General features: G+C 72.2%; 11 protein-coding genes. 2 read left to right on the forward strand and 9 right to left on the reverse strand.

Going from position 1 to position 18,039, the window contains the following annotated elements; all coding sequences use genetic code 11:
* Positions 1 to 10 precede the first annotated feature (10 nt).
* From ACQP1N_RS07505 to ACQP1N_RS07515, 3 genes are read right to left on the reverse strand one after another with little or no spacing between them, the layout of a single operon-like run.
* Positions 11 to 874, reverse strand: a complete 864-nt coding sequence (locus ACQP1N_RS07505) for a sulfotransferase domain-containing protein (RefSeq protein WP_433229931.1) — start codon at positions 872 to 874, stop codon at positions 11 to 13.
* The gene (locus tag ACQP1N_RS07510) at positions 871 to 2,079 is read right to left on the reverse strand and encodes a hypothetical protein (protein ID WP_067806747.1); all 1,209 of its coding nucleotides are present in this window, start codon (positions 2,077 to 2,079) and stop codon (positions 871 to 873) included. Before ACQP1N_RS07510 ends, ACQP1N_RS07505 begins: the two co-directional genes overlap by 4 nt.
* Positions 2,076 to 3,458, reverse strand: a complete 1,383-nt coding sequence (locus ACQP1N_RS07515) for a hypothetical protein (RefSeq protein ID WP_242609019.1) — start codon at positions 3,456 to 3,458, stop codon at positions 2,076 to 2,078. Before ACQP1N_RS07515 ends, ACQP1N_RS07510 begins: the two co-directional genes overlap by 4 nt.
* Before the next feature lie 445 nt (positions 3,459 to 3,903).
* Here ACQP1N_RS07515 and ACQP1N_RS07520 point away from each other — a divergent pair, with 445 nt between their 5' ends.
* The gene (locus ACQP1N_RS07520; protein ID WP_433229934.1) at positions 3,904 to 6,720 is read left to right on the forward strand and encodes a PKD domain-containing protein; all 2,817 of its coding nucleotides are present in this window, start codon (positions 3,904 to 3,906) and stop codon (positions 6,718 to 6,720) included.
* 258 nt (positions 6,721 to 6,978) lie between these two features.
* On the opposite strand, the gene ACQP1N_RS07525 is transcribed toward ACQP1N_RS07520, so the two are convergent.
* From ACQP1N_RS07525 to ACQP1N_RS07550, 6 genes are all read right to left on the reverse strand, one after another.
* A complete protein-coding gene (locus ACQP1N_RS07525; RefSeq protein WP_131732977.1) occupies positions 6,979 to 8,634 on the reverse strand; it encodes a CBM96 family carbohydrate-binding protein in 1,656 nt (551 codons plus the stop codon).
* Positions 8,635 to 8,667: 33 nt separating this feature from the next.
* On the reverse strand, positions 8,668 to 9,939 hold the full coding sequence (locus ACQP1N_RS07530) for a hypothetical protein (RefSeq protein WP_084263465.1): 1,272 nt from the start codon (positions 9,937 to 9,939) through the stop codon (positions 8,668 to 8,670).
* Between the two features lie 107 nt (positions 9,940 to 10,046).
* Positions 10,047 to 10,838, reverse strand: coding sequence for a WecB/TagA/CpsF family glycosyltransferase (locus ACQP1N_RS07535; RefSeq protein ID WP_067806787.1), 792 nt, complete (start codon positions 10,836 to 10,838; stop codon positions 10,047 to 10,049).
* On the reverse strand, positions 10,816 to 11,769 hold the full coding sequence (locus ACQP1N_RS07540) for a sulfite exporter TauE/SafE family protein (RefSeq protein WP_433229939.1): 954 nt from the start codon (positions 11,767 to 11,769) through the stop codon (positions 10,816 to 10,818). Before ACQP1N_RS07540 ends, ACQP1N_RS07535 begins: the two co-directional genes overlap by 23 nt.
* A gap of 111 nt (positions 11,770 to 11,880) precedes the next feature.
* Positions 11,881 to 13,350 carry an adenylyl-sulfate kinase gene (cysC, locus tag ACQP1N_RS07545; protein WP_207394217.1) on the reverse strand — a complete coding sequence of 490 codons (1,470 nt, stop codon included), beginning with the start codon at positions 13,348 to 13,350 and terminating at the stop codon, positions 11,881 to 11,883.
* A 118-nt stretch (positions 13,351 to 13,468) separates the two neighbouring features.
* A complete protein-coding gene (locus ACQP1N_RS07550; RefSeq protein ID WP_067806796.1) occupies positions 13,469 to 14,233 on the reverse strand; it encodes a class I SAM-dependent methyltransferase in 765 nt (254 codons plus the stop codon).
* A gap of 224 nt (positions 14,234 to 14,457) precedes the next feature.
* On the opposite strand from ACQP1N_RS07550, the gene mfd reads away from it, so the two are divergent.
* Entirely contained in the window at positions 14,458 to 17,994 is a 3,537-nt protein-coding gene (gene mfd / locus ACQP1N_RS07555; protein WP_433229944.1) for a transcription-repair coupling factor, read from the forward strand.
* The last annotated feature ends 45 nt before the right edge of the window (positions 17,995 to 18,039 follow it).

Genomic DNA, 18,039 nt, shown 5'->3' on the forward strand with positions numbered 1-18,039 from the left:
CACCGCCGGCTCAACGCCGCCAGGCGGGTTCGGCGCCGAGCAGCGCGGCGAGCTTGTCGTCGTAGGGCGCGAAGTGGTCCGACAGCCGGCGCTGCAGATGGTCCGGCAGCGGGGACCCCGGCCGGGCGTTGTGCCGCTCGAACGTCGCGGGCCGCCACCGCGGGAGGCCGAGGAACTCCAGGATGGAGTCGTAGCAGGGCTCGGGCTCGGAGAAGAAGTCCTCCGCGTACAGGACGAGCACCCGGTCCCGTCCGAACAGCTCGAACAGCCGCTCGATCTGGTCGGCGTACTGGCCGCGGTCGACGTAGGAGTGGTGCCGGTGGCTGTGGCTCACGTACGCCGGGTCGGCCCTGATCTTCTCGACCTCGCCGGCGAGCCGCTCGGGCTCCAGGTCCAGCGCCCGCTCGAACGGCTCGGTCTCGAAGCCGCGCGCCAGTTCGTGCTTGTGCGCCGAGTAGGCGCGCACCACCGGGTCGCGCAGCAACGCGATGAGCTTCACGCCGGGCAGGTCGCGGGCGATCCGCTCCGGTGCCAGCGGGTGGTGCATGTAGTAGCCGGCCGACTCGAACGCCAGCGGCCGCGCGGGCGCGGTGCGGCGCTCGGCGAGCGACCGGACGGGGAAGTGCCCCCGGTACCAGCCGAGGCCGCGCGGGTAGTTCACGTCGAAGTAGTGGACGCCCTTGTGGAAGTTCGGCTGGACGACCGCCGGGTGCGGGGCCAGCGCGCGAAACAGCGAGGTCGTGCCGCCGCGCTGCGTTCCCACCATGAGGAAGTCCGGCAGCATCCGGGCGCCGGAGGTGAGCCGCCCGCCGGCGCGGGTGGCGGCCCGTCCGGCGTCCTTGACCCACTGCGGGGCGTCACGGCGCGAGATCACGAGATCCTCCCGAGGTCGGTGTGCAGGAGCGTCAGCAGCCGCTCGGCGTCGGCGCGCAGCGGCTCGCCGATCGGTTCCTGCGCGGCCAGCAGGTAGCGGCGGCAGAGTTCCAGCAGGTAGAGCCGGACCGTCGCGTCCGCCGCCGCGCCGGCCGGCCCGAGCGGCTCCAGCGCCGCCGCGGCGCCGTCCGGCCAGGCCGCGTAGGGCGGGCCGGACGCGGTGCGCATCGCCTCCTGGAGCCGGTAGTGCAGCAGGTCGAACCCGTTCGGGACGCCGCGGGCGAAACGCTCCCAGTCCCACAGGCGCAGCACGCCGCGGTGCCAGGCCATGTTCCACGGGGTCCAGTCGCCGTGCCAGGCGCCGAAGTCGAGCGGCAGGTCGCCGTGCGCCTTGCCGATCGTCTCGACGACCTCGCCGAACGCGGCGCGCTGCCGCTCGTCCAGGACATCGGCGGGGCTCGCGGTCATCGCGTCCCAGAAGCCGCTGTCGCGCAGCGCCGTCCGCTCGACGCCGCCGACCTCGAACAGCGCCCGCATCTCGGCGACCGGGGCCCGCCCGCGCGGGCGCCAGCCGAGCGCGCTCGTCGGCAGCGGCTCCAGCACGAGCAGGTCGAGCCCGTGCCACGTCCCGTGGTGCAGCAGCTTCGGGACGTGCAGCCGCGCACCGGAGCCGGAGCCGGCCAGGTGCTCGTTCAGATAGGTGAGCGCGGCCGCCTCCCCGTCGAGCAGGCCGCGGGCCGTCCCGGTGTCGCCGACCTTGACGAACGCGACGGGCTCGCCGTGCGGCGACAGCACGTGCAGGATCGGCTTGCGGTTGGCGCGGGCGCTGCCGAGGCCCACGCTGACCACGACCGGACGGCTGAGCAGTTCGGCCAGCCGGTCCTCGATGGAGGGGCCGCCGCCGGTGATGCGGAGCCGGTCGCGCAGCGTCCGCTCCGGCAGCCCGGTGCGGACGGCCGCGGCGGTGAGGCCGCGTGAGACGCGCTGCTTGACGCCGAGGTCGTGGCTGTAGCGGCGCAGCGCGGCGGCGGCGGCGCGGGGCAGGCCCGCCGGGACCAGCAGCCGCGGGTGATCGGCGTCCGGCAGGAACGCCAGCTCGCGCCGCGCCCCCGCGGACCGTCCGGGGCCGACGGGCTCGACGCTCGCGTCCGGCCACAGCTCCCGGGCCGCCGCGATCCAGGCGGCCCGGGTCTCCGCCCCGCTCACTGGGCCGCCTCGGCGGTCAGGGCACGGACGCGGGCCTGCGGTGTCCGCACCCCGTCGGCGTCCCGCCTGGCCCGCCACATCAGGGCCACCGCGATCATCACCGTGTACAGCGGTACCTCCACCATGTCGTAGGTGATCATGAAAAGGGTGCAGGAGATCAGCACGCAGCAGCCCGCCAGCGAATAGGCGCCCCGATCGCGCCAATGGCGCAGGAACCGGATGGTGAAGAACGCGCAGAACGCGATCGTCCCCACGATGCCGTTGGCGAAGATGAGCAGCCACACGTGCCCCTGGGTGCCGAGCGGCGGCGAGCCGCACGCTTTGCAGCCCACCTTGTCACCGCCCGATACCTGGCCGAGGTCGCCCTGGACGTTACGGGTCGACCCGAAACCGACCAGCGGGGACCCGATGAGCGCGCTGCGGGTCGTCTCCTCGGCGAGCAGCGCGCGGCGGTTGTTGCTGTGCGGGTTGTCGAGCCGGTCCTGGACGAGGCCGGGCAGCGGCGACAGCGCCACGACGATCGCGCCGACGGCGGCCATCCCGGCCGTCCACGCGATCACCCGGGGCCCGCCGACCTGCAGGAGCTTGAGGACGCCGAACAGCCCGATCGCGCCGAGCGCCCCCCACAGGCCCCGGTTCAGCGAGTACACGACCGGCCACAGCGACGCGGCGAGGACGATCACCCCGAACACCCGGCGCCGCAGCCGGGCCCGGACGATCCAGGTCAGCAGGAAGTACGGCAGGAAGAACGCGTAGGCGGCGCCCCAGGTGTTGGCGTAGGCGAACGGCGCCATCGGCCGGGACTGCTCGAAGCCGAGGATCGCCTCGATCTCGGCGACCTTCGGGTGGACGATGTCGCGGATGAAGGAGTTGCTCGTCAGCCCGTGCGGCAGCACCATCTCCACCGGCGACGTCAGCTGGATCGAGGGGAAGAACGAGCCGACCAGGCCGCCGATCGTCGTGACGATGAACATGTAGCCGAGCAGCCGGCCGATCGCGCCGGACGGCAGTTCCCGCTCGCTCATGTTGCCGATGTAGAGCAGCACGATGGTGAACGACAGGTACCAGGCGAGCCGGTAGCCGTACACGAGCAGCCGGCTGAATCCGCCGCCGGGTTCGGCGAGCGGCGCGTCCGCCCACAGCACCAGCACGCCCAGCACGACCCAGACCAGGAAGAACAGCCACGCGCCGAACCCGCTCGGTGCGACGAGCGTGCCGCGGCGGCGCCACAGCGTCATCGCCATCGGCACGTTGACGAGCAGCAGCATCACGTTGGCCAGGCCGAGGATCCACCACAGCGGGAAGCCGAGCAGGGCGACGCTGAGCGGCCAGCCCGGCCGCAGCCGCCACGGCAGCAGCCGCGGTGGCGCGAGAGGCATGCTCCCCGCGATCCCTCGCATCCCGGCCAATCACCGCTCCGTTCCCCTGGACGCACCGTCGGGCGCGCGGACCGCGCCGCCCGGCCCCGGACGCACGCCGCACGGTGGAGGACGCCCGGCCGCCCGCCTGGGGCGACACCGGCCTGTGGCCACATCCGGCCACCGATTCTGGTCGTCCGCTACGGTCCCGGGGGCGTCCTTCCGAGGTGCGCAGCGTACCTCGCGGGGCGCGATGAACATGCCCCGTAGGCGCGCGAACCACGTCGAGACCGGCCTGATCCACACGCCGTTCGGTTTTCGAGACCGGAAAGTTAGCGATCAGATCAGCAGGTCAACCGGCCGCTGGCTACGATTGCCCGGCCCTGTGCGCCTTGGTGCGCACAATACGGTGGTTTTACGTCTACATGGCACGGAGGGGTCGATGGGCAGACGCAGGTGGGGGGCCTTGACCGCGGGAGCCGTCCTCGCCCTGGGCACGCTGACGGGGAGCCTCGCCGTCACGTCCTCGGCGAGCGCGGACCAGCGGGGGTCCGAGCCCGGACACGGCAAGATCGTCACCGCCGACCCGGCGAACTTCACGCCGAACGTCGTGGACGGCGAGGTCAAGTCGATCATCAAGATCGGCGGCAAGATCTACGTGGGCGGCTCCTTCACGCAGGTGAAGGAGGCGGGGGCCAACAAGCCCACACTGACCCGTAACCGGCTGTTCGCCTTCGACGCCTCCACCGGCGCGATCGACCCGAACTTCACCCCGAGCCTCAACAAGGGTGAGGCGAGCGTGCTGCTGCCCGCCCCCGACGGCCAGTCCATCTACGTCGGCGGCACCTTCAGCGAGATCAACGGCGCGCGCAACTTCGTCCTCGCCCGGATCAACGCGCAGACCGGCGCGCCGATCACCACCTTCAAGCCGCAGCTCGACGCCAGGGTCCGCGACCTGCGGCTCGCCGGCGGCCGGCTGTACGTCGCCGGCACCTTCACCACCGTCGGCGGCGCCCCCCGCGTGGCCCTCGCCACCGTCGACCCGGCCACCGGCGCCCGTGACGACTTCGTGGACGAGAACTTCGCCGGCACGCAGACCGGCGACGGTGTCACGACGGTCTACAAGCTGGACATCAGCCCCGACGGCTCCAAGCTCGTCGGCATCGGCAACTTCAACTCCGTCAACGGCAGCACCCGCCGGCAGATCGTCATGCTGGACCTGGGCGGCCAGTCCGCACAGCTCGCGAACTGGGACACCGTCCGCTACGCCGACCAGTGCTCGCAGTCGTTCGACACCTACATGCGGGACGTGGAGTTCTCCCCGGACGGCAAGTACTTCGTCGTCACCACCACCGGCGCCTACGGCGGCACGGCCAAGCTGTGCGACACCCAGGCCCGCTGGGAGAGCGCCACGACCGGCGGCGGCCAGCAGCCCACCTGGGTGAACTTCACCGGCGGTGACACCACCTACGCCGTCGAGATCACCGACACCGCCGTCTACGCCGGCGGCCACTTCCGCTGGGCCAACAACCCGTTCGCGGGCGACAAGCCCGGCCAGGGCGCCGTCGGCCGCGAGGGCATCGTCGCGCTCGACCCGGTCAGCGGCCTGCCGTTCAGCTGGAACCCCGGCCGCGACAAGGGCGTCGGCGTGTTCGACATGCTGGCCACCGACGAGGGCCTGTGGGTCGGCAGCGACACCGACAACATCGGCGGCGAGTTCCACCAGAAGCTCGCGCTGTTCCCCGTCACCGGCGGCACCGCCATCCCGGCGTACAGCACGGGTGAGCTGCCCGGCAACGTCTACTCCGGCGGCGGCATCGGCGCCGGCGCGACCAACTACCTGCGGCACCGCTCGTTCGACGGCACCACCACCGGCGCCGTGGTCAACGACGGCACCGGGGGCATCGACTGGCGGTCCGCGCGCGGCGCGTTCATGATCAACGGTGAGCTGTTCTACGGCGGCTCGGACGGCTCGTTCAACCGCCGCTCGTTCGACGGCACCGCGCTCGGCTCGATCACCAAGATCGACGCCGCCGACCAGCTGGTGAACATGACCACCTGGCACTCGCAGGTGCCGAACATCACCGGCATGTTCTTCGCCAAGGGCCGGGTCTACTACACGCGCGGCCAGTCCGCGCTGTACTACCGGACGTTCAACCCGGAGAGCAACGTCGTCGGCGCGCAGGAGTTCACCGCGGTGACCAACCTGCCCGGCATGTCGTGGAGCTCCGTCGGCGGCATGTTCGTCGACGGCGGCAGCCTCTACTACGTCAACAACGGCAACGGCCGGCTCTACAAGGTCGCGTTCTCCGCGGCCGGCGTGCCGTCCGGGGCGTCCACCGAGGTCAGCACCGCCGACTGGCGCGGCCGGACGGTGTTCCTGTACGCCGGGACGCCGAACCAGCCGCCGACCGCCGCCTTCACCAGCAACTGCGACGCCCTGAACTGCACGTTCAACGCGTCCGGCTCGGCCGACCCGGACGGCTCGATCGCCTCCTACGCGTGGGACTTCGGTGACGGCAAGACCGGTACCGGCGCCACGCCGCAGCACGCCTACGACCAGGACGGCACGTACACGGTCAAGCTGACGGTCACCGACAACCGCGGCGGGACGGGCACCAAGTCCCAGACCCTCACGGTGGCGCCGAACCAGGCGAACATCGCCTTCCGCGGCGGGTCGGGCGGAAACGCGAACGTCAAGACCGCGTACGCGCAGATCCCGCAGTCCGTCCAGCCGGGCGACGGCATGATCCTGGTGCTGACCTACAACGCCAGCACCGCGTCGATGACGACCCCGCCCCCCGGCTGGACCCAGGTCGACAACCAGGCCGCCGGCACCGCCTCGTCCATCGTCTGGAAGCGGGTCGCGCAGGCGGGTGACGCGGGCAAGCAGGTCGACATCGGGCTGAGCGACTACACCAAGGCCGACATCAGGCTGCTGGCCTACGAGGGCACCAACACGACCGACCCGGTCGCGGCGGTCGCCAAGGGCAGCGACCCCGGTTCGGTGACCGAGCACATCAGTCCGTCCGCGCAGGTCGGCGCCGCCGGCTCCTGGGCGGTCACGTACTGGGGCGACAAGTCGTCCAGCACCACCTCGTGGACGGCGCCCGCCGGCGTGACGACCCGCGGCACCGGCATCGGCTCCGGCAGCGGCCGGATCACCAGCCTGATCGTCGACAGCAACGGCGCGGTCGCGACCGGCACCTACGGCGCCAAGACGGCGACCACGGACGCCGCCAGCCGCGCCGGCATGTGGACCATCATCCTGGCCCGCAAGTAACCCTCCGCGGCATCACCCGAGCCCGCCCCCGCCGGACGTTCCGGCGGGGGCGGACTCATGTCCGCGGCCCTGCACCGGACTCATGCCCAGGGCATACACGGCCCCAGGGCATACAGGCAGGGTGTACGGCGGTCGTCATCAGGCCGTCACGCACGACGGAGGGCGCCGGTGCTGAACGACGTCGCGGGCAGGTGCTTCCCTCCGCCGGCTCGCCGGCCAGGTGACGGGAAGCCGGAGCCTACGCCGGGCCGGACGGCTTCAGCAGAACTCCTGCCAAGCCTTGCGGCTCTGGGCGTCCAGGAGACGGAAGTCGCCGGTGCTCCAGTCGAGGTCGAAGTAGGCGACCCACAGGGCGTGGCGCTTGGCGAGGTAGGCGTTGGTGGCGCGGAGCCAGGCGGCGCGCCTGTCGCCGTTGTCGCCGGCGACGAGGTAGCTGCCGGTCTCGGCGATGCCGAACGGCAGGTTCTCGCCCTTGCTGACGGCGACGACACGGTCGTACATGGCGGCCGGGTCGTCGTAGCGGCGCTTCTTCCAGCCGAGGTTGTAGACGTCCCAGCCGAGGACCTGGATGACGTCGCGGCCCGGGTAGTAGTCGCGCCAGTCACGCTTGGAGAGCGGGTCGAGGCTCCAGCCCATGAGGACGAGGGTGGCGTGCAGCCGCGAGTTCCCGGCCCTGTCGGCGAGGGAGCGCAGGCGCCGCCAGGCGGCCCGGTAGTCGGCGGCGGTGAACTCGCCGGTGGCGATGTTGTCCTCGGGCTCGTGGTAGTAGACCCAGTAGATGTCGCGGTCGCGGGGCGCGGTGGCGAACCAGTGGGCCATCGCCTTGTCGTACTTGCCGGCGAGGACGTCCTTGGGCGCCATCTTGAACGAGATGATCGGCGGGCGGTTCCCGAGGTTCGGGTTGCCGGGCCACGCCGGCGGGACGCCCCGGTAGAACAGCCGGACGGTCTCCAGGCCGCCGTACCTGCCGTCCAGGCGGGTCAGGGCCTTCTGGAAGGACTCGCCCGGCTGGAGTTCGAGGGAGAGGCCGCAGAGCGTCCTGCCGCCGCCCGGGGACGTCTCGGGAGGCTTCGTGGGCTGCGGCACCTGCCACGTCGGTTCGTCGCTCGGCTCGGGCGGCGCCGCGGTGGCGGACGGGGTCGGCGTCGGGGACGAGGACGTGGACGGGCTCGGCGCCGGCCCGCCGCGGCGGGTCTTCAGCACGAGGCGGGGGCCGTCGCCGCCCTCCCGGGAGCGCAGCGAGGCTCCCGACCGGAGGTTCTGGTTGGTGATGGCGAACGCGTAGCGGCCGGGGCCGGTCACGATCGAGCCGACGTCGAAGGAGATCCGGTCCTTGCCGGTGCCGGAGGTCGCGACGACGGCGCCGGCGGACGGACGGTTGCTCCAGGACGTGTCGTTCTCCGTCCACGAGCCGGGCAGCGTGCGCAGCTCGACCCGCCGCGGCCGGTTGGCGGGACTGTCGAAGACGACCTCGACCCGCGCCTTGGTGATCGCCGGGGTGCCGTGCGGCACGTCGAACGCGACATAGGCCTCGGTGTGCCAGTCGGGCCACACCGAGGCGGTGATCTTCTTGGCCTCGCCGAACCGCTGGCCCGGCCTCTCCCGTGCCACATAGGTGTCGGCCGAGGCGGGCACGACGGTGGCACCGCCGGCGGACGCCGTCCGGGCGTCGTGGCTCGGGCCGCCGCCCGACAGCGCGATCGCGCCGATGGACCCGCCGACGACGAGCAGCGTGCCCGCGGAGGTGAAGTAGAAGGCCGGCCGCGGCCCGCGGCGGCGCGCCCGCCCCCGTCCGCGCGGCCGGGCCGGCGGGACGGGCCGCGAGCTGCGCGCGTCGGGTCGGTGGTGGCCACCGCGGAACGGGTCTCCGGCTTGCTGGTCGCGCACGGACGGCCCCTCCTCTCGGATGGTCATGGCCCCCTTTATCTCACATCCGTCACAGGGGGATCACGGCATCGGGAACATTCCGATGCGGCCGTGGTACTCGTGGCCGAGCTGATCGGTGTCGCTGCCGACGAGCAGGCCCTTCGGGTGGGCGACGAGCGCCTCGACGCCGTGCCCGAGCGTCCGCGTCGGGTTCCATGCCAGCGCCTTGCCCGTCGCCGGGTTGAGCGCGCCGATGCCGGGACGCGACACGGCGCCGGGGCCGGCGGAGTCGTGCCCGTAGGGGTTGTCCAGCCACCGCTGGTGCCCGCCGACGTAGACGGCGGCGCCGGTCGCCGAGGTGGACAGCAGCGTGTCACCGCCCGTCCAGTTGACCCAGGTGGGCTTCTGCCCGGAGCCGGTGCGGGCCGCCTCCCAGCGCGCGGCGGAGTCGCACAGCGTGGTGCGGCCGTAGGGGCCGCCGGTGGTGACCGCGACGAAGTACTTGCCGTCGGGGGAGAAGTCCATGCCGCGCATGTAGGTGTCGAACGCGTTGAGGTTGCACGCGTCGGCGTACTCGGTGGTCGACCAGGTCGACAGCTTCGCGGTGCCCGTGCCCAGGGTGATCATCGCGATCTGGTAGCGGGTCTGCCCGTTCACCCGGGTGAACGTCCCGTTGATCACCATCCGGGTGTCGGCCGGGTCGACCGCGAGCTTGTAGACCTTGAGGGCGCCGGACCGCGGCGTGGTGACGCTGAAGTTGAAGGAGCTGTCGGCGACGCCGGTCACCGCGTCGAGCCGGGCGACGGCGGTGCGCGCCTTCCCGCCGGCCTTGGTGAACGAGCCGCCGATGTAGAGCCGGGAGCCGCGGCGCACCATCGTGGTGACGCGGTAGTTGACGTTGGGCTTGAAGCCGGTGTGCACCTGGTTGGTCGTGGTCTTGACCGCGGCGACCGTGCCGGTCTTGACGCCGTTGACGGTCTTGAACGTCCCGGCCAGGTAGACCCAGCCGCTCGTCCCGGCCTGGAGCGCGTGGACGGTCCCGTCCACCTTCGGGACGAAGGCCGTGCTGATCTTCCCGGTGCCCATGTCGTAGGCGAACAGGTTGTGCCGCTTGAGCGTCGGCTTGCCGCTGCCGGCTTCGCGCACCTCTTCGAAGTTGCCGCCGACGACGACCAGGTCACCCACGACGGCGATGGCGCGGACGGTGCCGTCCAGCACGTGCGGGGTGTTGTTCACCGGGTTCGCCGAGACCACCGTCGGCTGGGCGATGTCGGCGGACGCCGCGCCCGCCGTGGCCGACAGGGTGAACGCCGCGAGGGAGGTGGCTGTAAGGCAGGCGATGAAGGGGCGCATGAAGGTGCTCCGGGATGCTGCCGGGAATGGTGATGGCATCTTGTCCTACCACATTGGTGAGGGATGGGCAGCGGTTCCGGGGAACCGCCACCGGAAAGAGACGCCGCTCACGCGCCGGCGGCCTTGCCGTGCCGGAGCCGGTGCCACAGCACGCGGCCGAGGTAGGCGCCCAGTTCGACGGTGTAGCGGCGCCACAGCCGGCGGGGTTCGCGGGCCAGCCGGTACAGGAACCCGACGCGCAGCCTGAGCACCCAGGCCGGGTAGTACTCGCGCCGCTCGGCGAGGTGCTCGAAGTACGCGCCGCACGTGATGATCACGGGTGCGGTGAGCCGGTCGCGGTACTCGGTGACGAACCGCTGCTGCAGCGGGGTGCCGAGGCCGACGTGCAGGATGTCGGGGGCCGCGTCGTTGATCTCGGCGACGAGCCGCTCGGCGGTCTCGGCGGGGATGCGGCCCTGCTCGTCCGCCCAGTATCCGTGCTGGGTGCCCGCGATGTTCAGGCCCGGATACCAGGTGCGGACGTTCTCGGCGGCGGCCTCGGCGACGCCGGGCGCGTTGCCGAACAGGAAGACCCGCCAGCCCTGCTCGGCGGGCTGCCCGAACAGGTCGTCGGTGAGGTCGTCGTTGGCCATCCGCCCGGGGACGGGACGCCCGAAGATCTTCGCGGCGAGCACGACGCCCCAGCCGTCCGGCAGGTTGAGGTCGAAGCCGTTCATGAGGTCGCGCAGCCCGGCGTCCTTCTGCGCCTTGAGCACGTAGTCCGGGTTGGCGAACGTGATGGTCAGCTTCGTGCGGTCCTTGACCGCCGCCGCGGTGAACGAGCGGAGCCGCGTTACGTCGATGCGGCTGACCCGCACCCCGAGGACGTCGACGGTGTCATGCGGCCATCGTTGGTCCACGCTGCTCTCCTGGTGCGCCGGCCGGGCCGGGGACTGGGACGGGAGAAGGCAGCGTATCCCGGTTGCGGGCGGCGCGGCGGCGCAGCGCGAGCGAGGCGACCGCGCCGGCGGTCAGCACGACCATCGTCCAGGCGAGGGGGACGGCGGGCACGCCGAACATCTTCAGCGACGACGCGACCAGCACCAGGACCAGGACGGGGCGGATCAGGCCGCCGGGGGCGCGGGAGGAGATCCGGGAGCCGAGGTAGACGCCGGGGATGGAGCCGGCGAGCAGCGCGGCGGTGACCTCCAGCCGGAAGTCGCCGAACAGCAGATGGCCGATTGCGGCCGCGAGCACCAGCGGGACGGCCTGCAGCAGGTCGGTGCCGACGAGCTGGCCCGCCTTGAGCGTCGGGTAGAGGGCGAGCAGCGCGACGATGATCAGGGAGCCGGAACCGACCGAGGTGATGCCGACGACGAGCCCGCCGACGACGCCGACCAGCACGGTCGGGACGGGGCGCACCTTGATCTCGGATGCGGTGCCGCCCGGGGCGCCGCCCCGGCCCCGGCGGACCAGGCGGGAGCGCAGGACGAGCCCGGCGGCGGCGATCATCAGCGCGGCGCCCATCGCCTTGCTGATGAGGTTCTCGACGGAATCGCCGTGGCCGAGCGCCTTGGCCAGCAGGACTCCGGAGAACGCGGCGGGCACCGAGCCCGCGCACAGCCAGCCGACGATCCGCATGTCGATCGTGCCCCGCCGGTAGTGGACGGCGCTGCCGACGGGCTTCATCACGGCGGCGGCGACGAGGTCGCTGGACACGGCGGCGAGCGGGCTGACTCCGAAGAACGTCACCAGCATCGGGGTCATCAGGGCGCCGCCGCCCATGCCGGTCAGCCCGACGATGACGGCGACGAGGAACGAGCCCAGCGCCATCGTCCAATCGAAGTCCATCGGCATGACCTACCTGTCATGTAGGAAATATCGTGTATTACCCTAGAGGAGGCCGCCTCGGTTCGATAACCCGGATGCCGAACTACAAACGAGACAATTGGGACTCTTGAGCTATTCGGGACGTACCCAGCCGCCCTCCACCAGCAGGCCGAGGACCGCGCCGACGGCCTCGTCCGGGGTCATCCGGGACGTGTCGAGCGTCAGATCGGCGTCCTCCGGCACCTCGTAGGGGTCGGAGATGCCGGTGAACTCCGGGATCAGCCCCGCGCGCGCCTTGGCGTACAGGCCCTTGCGGTCGCGGCGCTCGCACTCCTCCAGGGGCGTCGCGACGTGCACCAGGATGAAGTCGCCGACCGCGGACACCATCCGCCGCACCTCCGCGCGGGTCGCCGCGTACGGGGCGATCGGCGCGCAGACGGCGGTGCCGCCGTGCCGGGTGATCTCGGACGCGACGAACCCGATCCGCCGGATGTTGAGGTCGCGGTCGGCGCGGGAGAACGTCAGGCCCGCCGACAGCATCCGCCGCACGACGTCGCCGTCCAGCAGCGTGACGGTCCGCCCGCCGCGCTCGATCAGCGCGTCGGCCAGGCCGCGCGCGACCGTGGACTTCCCGGACCCGGACAGCCCGGTGAAGAACACCGTGATGCCGCGCGAGCGCTTCGGCGGACGCGCCAGCGCCAGCTCGGCGGCGACGGCCGGCGGAGTGAACCAGTCGGGGATGGGCTCGCCCGCGTCCAGCAGCTCGTTCAGCCGCTCCTGGGTCAGCTCCGCCTGGACGTGGTCGGGCTCGATCCGGGCGACCGGCCGCCAGACCTCCACATCGGCGTCGTAGGCCCACGGCTCCGGCACGACCAGCGGGATCGGGGTGCCGTCCATCTCCGCGTCGGCGAGCAGGTGGGTGGCGCCGTACGCGGCGGCGACGTGCGCGCGGAGCAGGACGTCCCGCTCGCGGTCGCCGCGCGGGGGCAGCGGCACGGGGATGATCTGCGTCCCGTCCGGCAGTTCCCTGCGGACGCCGAGCAGCGCCCGGACGAGGGACTCGTCGTGCTCACCGCCGAGCAGCGGCAGGACCAGCACCCGGGCGCCGAGCCGCTCGGCGACCTGACGCAGCTGGCCCAGCTGCTTGCGGTGCAGCGGACCGGCGGTCGCCACACCCAGCGTGCCGCCCTCCGCGGGGGCGAGTTCGTCGGGGCGCCGCCGCAGGCGGTGAAACGGTCCGTGCGCGGGGGCGCGCAGCGCCTCCAGCGGTCCCGCGAGCCGCCACGCCTGGGTCGTCGGGTCCTGCCACGCCTCGGTGACCGTGAGCACCGCGAGCGGCACGCCCTCCGGGTCCTGCAGGACGATCCGCTCGTGGCCGGTCAGCTCCTTCGGCACGGTCAGCGTGACCGGTGCCGGCCATGGGGTGCCGTCCGCGAGCCGTCCGCCGGCGATCACCATCGCGGTGTCGAAGGAGCCGAGGAACCCGGTCAGGGGGCGGTACGCCCCGGCGAGGATCAGCTCCAGGTCGGCGAGCTCCACCGGGTTCGGGGTCCAGGCGGGCAGGTCGCGCAGCGTGTCGGGAAGGCCGGCTTCGGCGGTCACCGCGATCTCCGATCCTGCCCGGCGGCGGGGTGCCGGGCTCATCCGTGTCAGTGGGGTTCCGCAGGAAAAATACTTCGCCCGCGGGAACTCGCGCACGCCGGGTGCGCGGCGGCCCGGATCAGATGATGCGGGCGAAACGGTTCTCCGGCTTGCGGATGACCAGCGTGATATCGCTGTGGTCGGCGGTGAGGCGGCCCCGGGTGACCGTCGACACCAGCCGGCAGAGCAGCTCGGCGGGACCGCTTCCGGCCCCGAGCGCCTCGATGGCCCGCCGGGAGGTGTACTCCTGGGAGACGACCAGCCCGCGCATCACGCAGTACCAGTGCATGCCCGCCCGGGACGCGACCCGCTCGTAGAGCGCCGGCTCCGGCGGACCCGGGGCCCGTCCGCCCGCCGGATGCGGGACGCCGCGAGCGTGGGTGCCGCGCGGGTCCCGGCCGGACATGCGCAGCCACCGGGGCAGCATCCGGTCCAGAAACCCGAACGCCGTGTCGCGGTCGCGCAGCTGGACGAGCAGCAGCCCGCCGGGCTTGAGCGCGGCCACGAACCGGTCGAGCACCAGCTCGGCGTGCGGAACGCGCTCGATCAGGTACGCGGCGTGGACGATGTCGTAGGCGCGTGGCGGCAGCGGCACCGTGCGCAGGTCGCCGAGGTGCCAGGCGTCCAGATCGGCCCGCTCGCGGGTGTGGGCGCGCAGCTCCGGGGCGTCCAGGTCGATTCCCGTGACGTGGTGCTCGTGGTCGCCGAGGTCCAGGCCCGTGCCCCAGCCGCAGCCCGCCTCCAGGACGTGGATCCGCTGCAGGGGCTTCTCTAGGGCGTACTGCCGGGCGCGTTCTGAGAAGAGATCGCCGTCGTTCACCGGAGGCGTACGCAGATCGGTCATAATCCCGCAGAGTAATTACCTGACTGCTTTCCGTTGGCTATTTGTCCAATCTTTGTAACCGTCATGTCGTCATGCGTTGCGGCCGGGGTGGTTCGCGGGTTGCGGCGGCGTCTGAACGGCGGGTCCGGCGGGCGCGTACTCTTGTACGCGGTACCGGGGTCCGCGCGGATTCCGGCTTTTCGGGCTGCCCTGCCTCGGGGTGAACGGCGAAGTTGCGGGCGAAGATGACGCTTTCTGGACTTGTTGATCTTGCATGCACCGATCCCGGTCTGCAGCGTGCCCTCTCGCGGGCGCGTGCGGACCAGGAGGTCGTCGCACCCGCCGCGCTGTGGCCGATCATGGCCGCCGCGCTGAGCCGCGCCCTGGGCGCGGACGGCGGCGGCACGGTGCTGGCGGTGACCGCGACCGGCCGGGAGGCCGAGGACCTGACCGCCGCGCTGTCGAGCCTGCTCGACCCGGGCCGCGTCGCGCACTTCCCGGCGTGGGAGACGCTGCCGCACGAGAAGCTGTCGCCGCGCTCGGACACGGTCGGGCAGCGGCTCGCGGTGCTGCGCCGGCTCGGCCACCCGGACGCGGGCGGCCCGCCCACCGAGGAGGGGTTCACCGGCAAGGGCGGCGCGCTGGACGTCGTCGTGACCCCGATCCGCGCGGTGCTGCAGCCGATCGTCGCCGGGCTCGCCGACCTGGAGCCGGTGCGGCTCGTCTCCGGCGAGGACGCCGACATGGACGACGCCGTCCGCAGCCTGGTGGACGCCGGGTACCACCGCGTCGACCTGGTGGAGAAGCGCGGCGAGATCGCGGTGCGCGGCGGCATCCTGGACGTGTTCCCGCCGACCGAGGAGCACCCGCTGCGGGTGGAGTTCTGGGGCGACACCGTCGAGGAGATCCGCTACTTCAAGGCGGCCGACCAGCGCTCCCTGGAGGTCGCGCAGGGCGGGTTGTGGGCGCCGCCGTGCCGTGAGCTGCCGCTGACGGAGAAGGTGCGTGAGCGCGCCAAGCTGCTCGCCGGGGAGCACCCGGCTCTGGAGGAGGTCCTCGGCCGGATCGCCGACGGCGACACCGTCGAGGGCATGGAGGCGTTCTCGCCCGTCCTCGCCGACCGCATGGAACTGCTGACCGACCTGCTGCCGGACGGCTCGGCGCTGCTGGTGTGCGAGCCGGAGCGCATCCGCACCCGGTCGGCCGAGCTCGTCCGGACGAGCCAGGAGTTCCTGGAGGCGAGCTGGGTCAACGCCGCCGCCGGGGGAGAGGCGCCGATCGACCTCGGCGCCGCCGCGTTCCGCTCGCTGGAGGAGGTCCGCGAGCACAGCACCGAGCTGGGGCTGCCCCGGTGGAGCGTGACGGCCCTCAATCCCGAGGGTGACGCCCTCGACCTCGGTGCGCGGCCGGCGGAGGCGTACCGGGGCGACACGTCCCGCGTGGTCGGCGACCTGAAGGGCTGGATCGACGGCGGCTGGCGCGTCGTGATGGTCACCGCCGGGCACGGGCCCGCCGAGCGGCTCGTCCAGCTCGTCGGGGAGGAGGGCCTCGGCGCGCGGCGCACCGACCTCGCCGCGCCGCCCGAGCCGTCGGTCGTCAACGTGACGACCGGGCTGCTGGAGAACGGGTTCACCTGGGAGCCGGTCAAGCTCGCGGTGCTGACCGAGACCGACCTGTCCGGGCAGAGGTCGTCCACGAAGGACGCGCGGCGGATGCCGTCGCGGCGGCGCGGCGGCATCGACCCGCTGCGGCTCAAGCCCGGCGACTACGTGGTGCACGAGCAGCACGGCGTCGGACGGTACGTGGAGATGGTCAGCCGGACGGTGCAGGGCGCCACCCGCGAGTACCTGATCCTGGAGTACGCCAAGAGCGACCGGCTGTTCGTCCCGACCGACCAGCTCGAAGAGCTCACCCGCTACGTCGGCGGTGAGGCGCCGAGCCTGCACCGGCTCGGCGGCGCCGACTGGCAGAAGGCCAAGTCGCGCGCCCGCAAGGCCGTCAAGCAGATCGCCGGGGAGCTGATCCGGCTGTACTCGGCGCGGATGGCGAGCCCCGGCCACGCGTTCGCGCCCGACACGCCGTGGCAGCGCGAGCTGGAGGACGCGTTCCCCTACAACGAGACGCCCGACCAGCTCGCCGCCATCGACGAGGTCAAGGCCGACATGGAAAGGCCCGTCCCGATGGACCGGCTGATCTGCGGCGACGTCGGCTACGGCAAGACCGAGATCGCGGTGCGGGCGGCGTTCAAGGCCGTCCAGGACGGGCGGCAGGTCGCGGTCCTGGTCCCGACGACGCTGCTGGTGCAGCAGCACATGTCGACGTTCACCGAGCGGTTCGCGGCGTTCCCCGTCGTGGTGCGGCCGATCAGCCGGTTCCAGACCGACGGGGAGATCGATGAGACGCTGCGCGGCCTGTCCGAGGGCACCGTGGACATCGTCGTCGGCACGCACCGCATCCTGTCGTCGCAGACCCGGTTCAAGGATCTCGGTCTCGTCGTCATCGACGAGGAGCAGCGGTTCGGCGTCGAGCACAAGGAGGAGCTGAAGCGGCTCCGCACGCAGGTGGACGTGCTCGCCATGTCCGCGACACCGATCCCGCGCACGCTGGAGATGGGCCTGACCGGCATCCGGGAGATGTCGACGATCCTCACCCCGCCCGAGGAGCGCCACCCCGTCCTCACGTTCGTCGGCCCGTACGAGGAGAAGCAGATCGCCGCCGCGATCCGCCGCGAGCTGCTGCGCGAGGGCCAGGTGTTCTTCGTGCACAACCGGGTCCGCTCGATCAACAAGGTCGCGGCGAACCTGGCGCGGCTCGTCCCGGAGGCGCGGGTCGCCGTCGCGCACGGCCAGATGAACGAGAACGAGCTCGAAAAGGTCATGGTCGACTTCTGGGAGAAGAACTACGACGTTCTCGTCGCGACCACGATCGTGGAGTCCGGGCTGGACGTCCCGAACGCCAACACGCTCATCGTCGACCGGGCCGACATGTACGGGCTGTCGCAGCTCCACCAGCTGCGCGGCCGGGTCGGCCGCGGCCGGGAGCGCGCGTACGCGTACTTCCTCTACCAGCCGGAGCAGCCGCTGACCGAGACCGCGCACGAGCGGCTCGCGACGCTCGCGCAGCACACCGAGGTGGGCGCCGGCATGTACGTCGCGATGAAGGACCTGGAGATCCGCGGCGCGGGCAACATCCTGGGCGCCGAGCAGTCCGGGCACGTCGCGGGCGTCGGGTTCGACCTGTACGTCCGGATGGTCGGGGAGGCCGTGCGGGAGCTGAAGGACGGCGGCGGTGAGCCCGAGGCCGTGGAGACGAAGGTCGAGCTGCCCGTCGACGCGCACCTGCCGCACGAGTACGTGCCGGGGGAGCGGCTCCGGCTGGACGCCTACCGCCGCATCGCCGCGATCACGTCCGAGGAGGAGATCGGCGCCGTGCACGACGAGCTGAAGGACCGGTTCGGGCCGCTGCCCGTCCCGGTGCTGAACCTCCTGGAGGTCGCGCGGTTCCGGGCGAAGGCGCGCAAGGCCGGGCTCACCGACGTCACCGTCCAGGGCAACTTCATCAAGTTCACGCCGGTGGACCTGCCCGACTCCAGGCAGGTCAGGCTGCAGCGGCTCTACCCGAAGAGCATCCTGAAGCCGGCGACCGACACGCTGCTGGTGCCGGCGCCGAAGACCGCGCCGCTCGGCGGCCGGCCACTGCGTGACCAGGAACTGCTGAAGTGGGCGACGGACCTGGTCGAGGCCCTGTTCCTCGAACCCGCGACCACCGCGGGCAGGCGGTAATGTTCTGGGGGGACGATCCCCCGCGCCCGGGAAGGGCTTCTGGGA

This window comes from Actinomadura formosensis (assembly GCF_050948385.1).
In the GTDB taxonomy this organism is placed as follows: Bacteria; Actinomycetota; Actinomycetes; order Streptosporangiales; family Streptosporangiaceae; genus Spirillospora; species Spirillospora formosensis.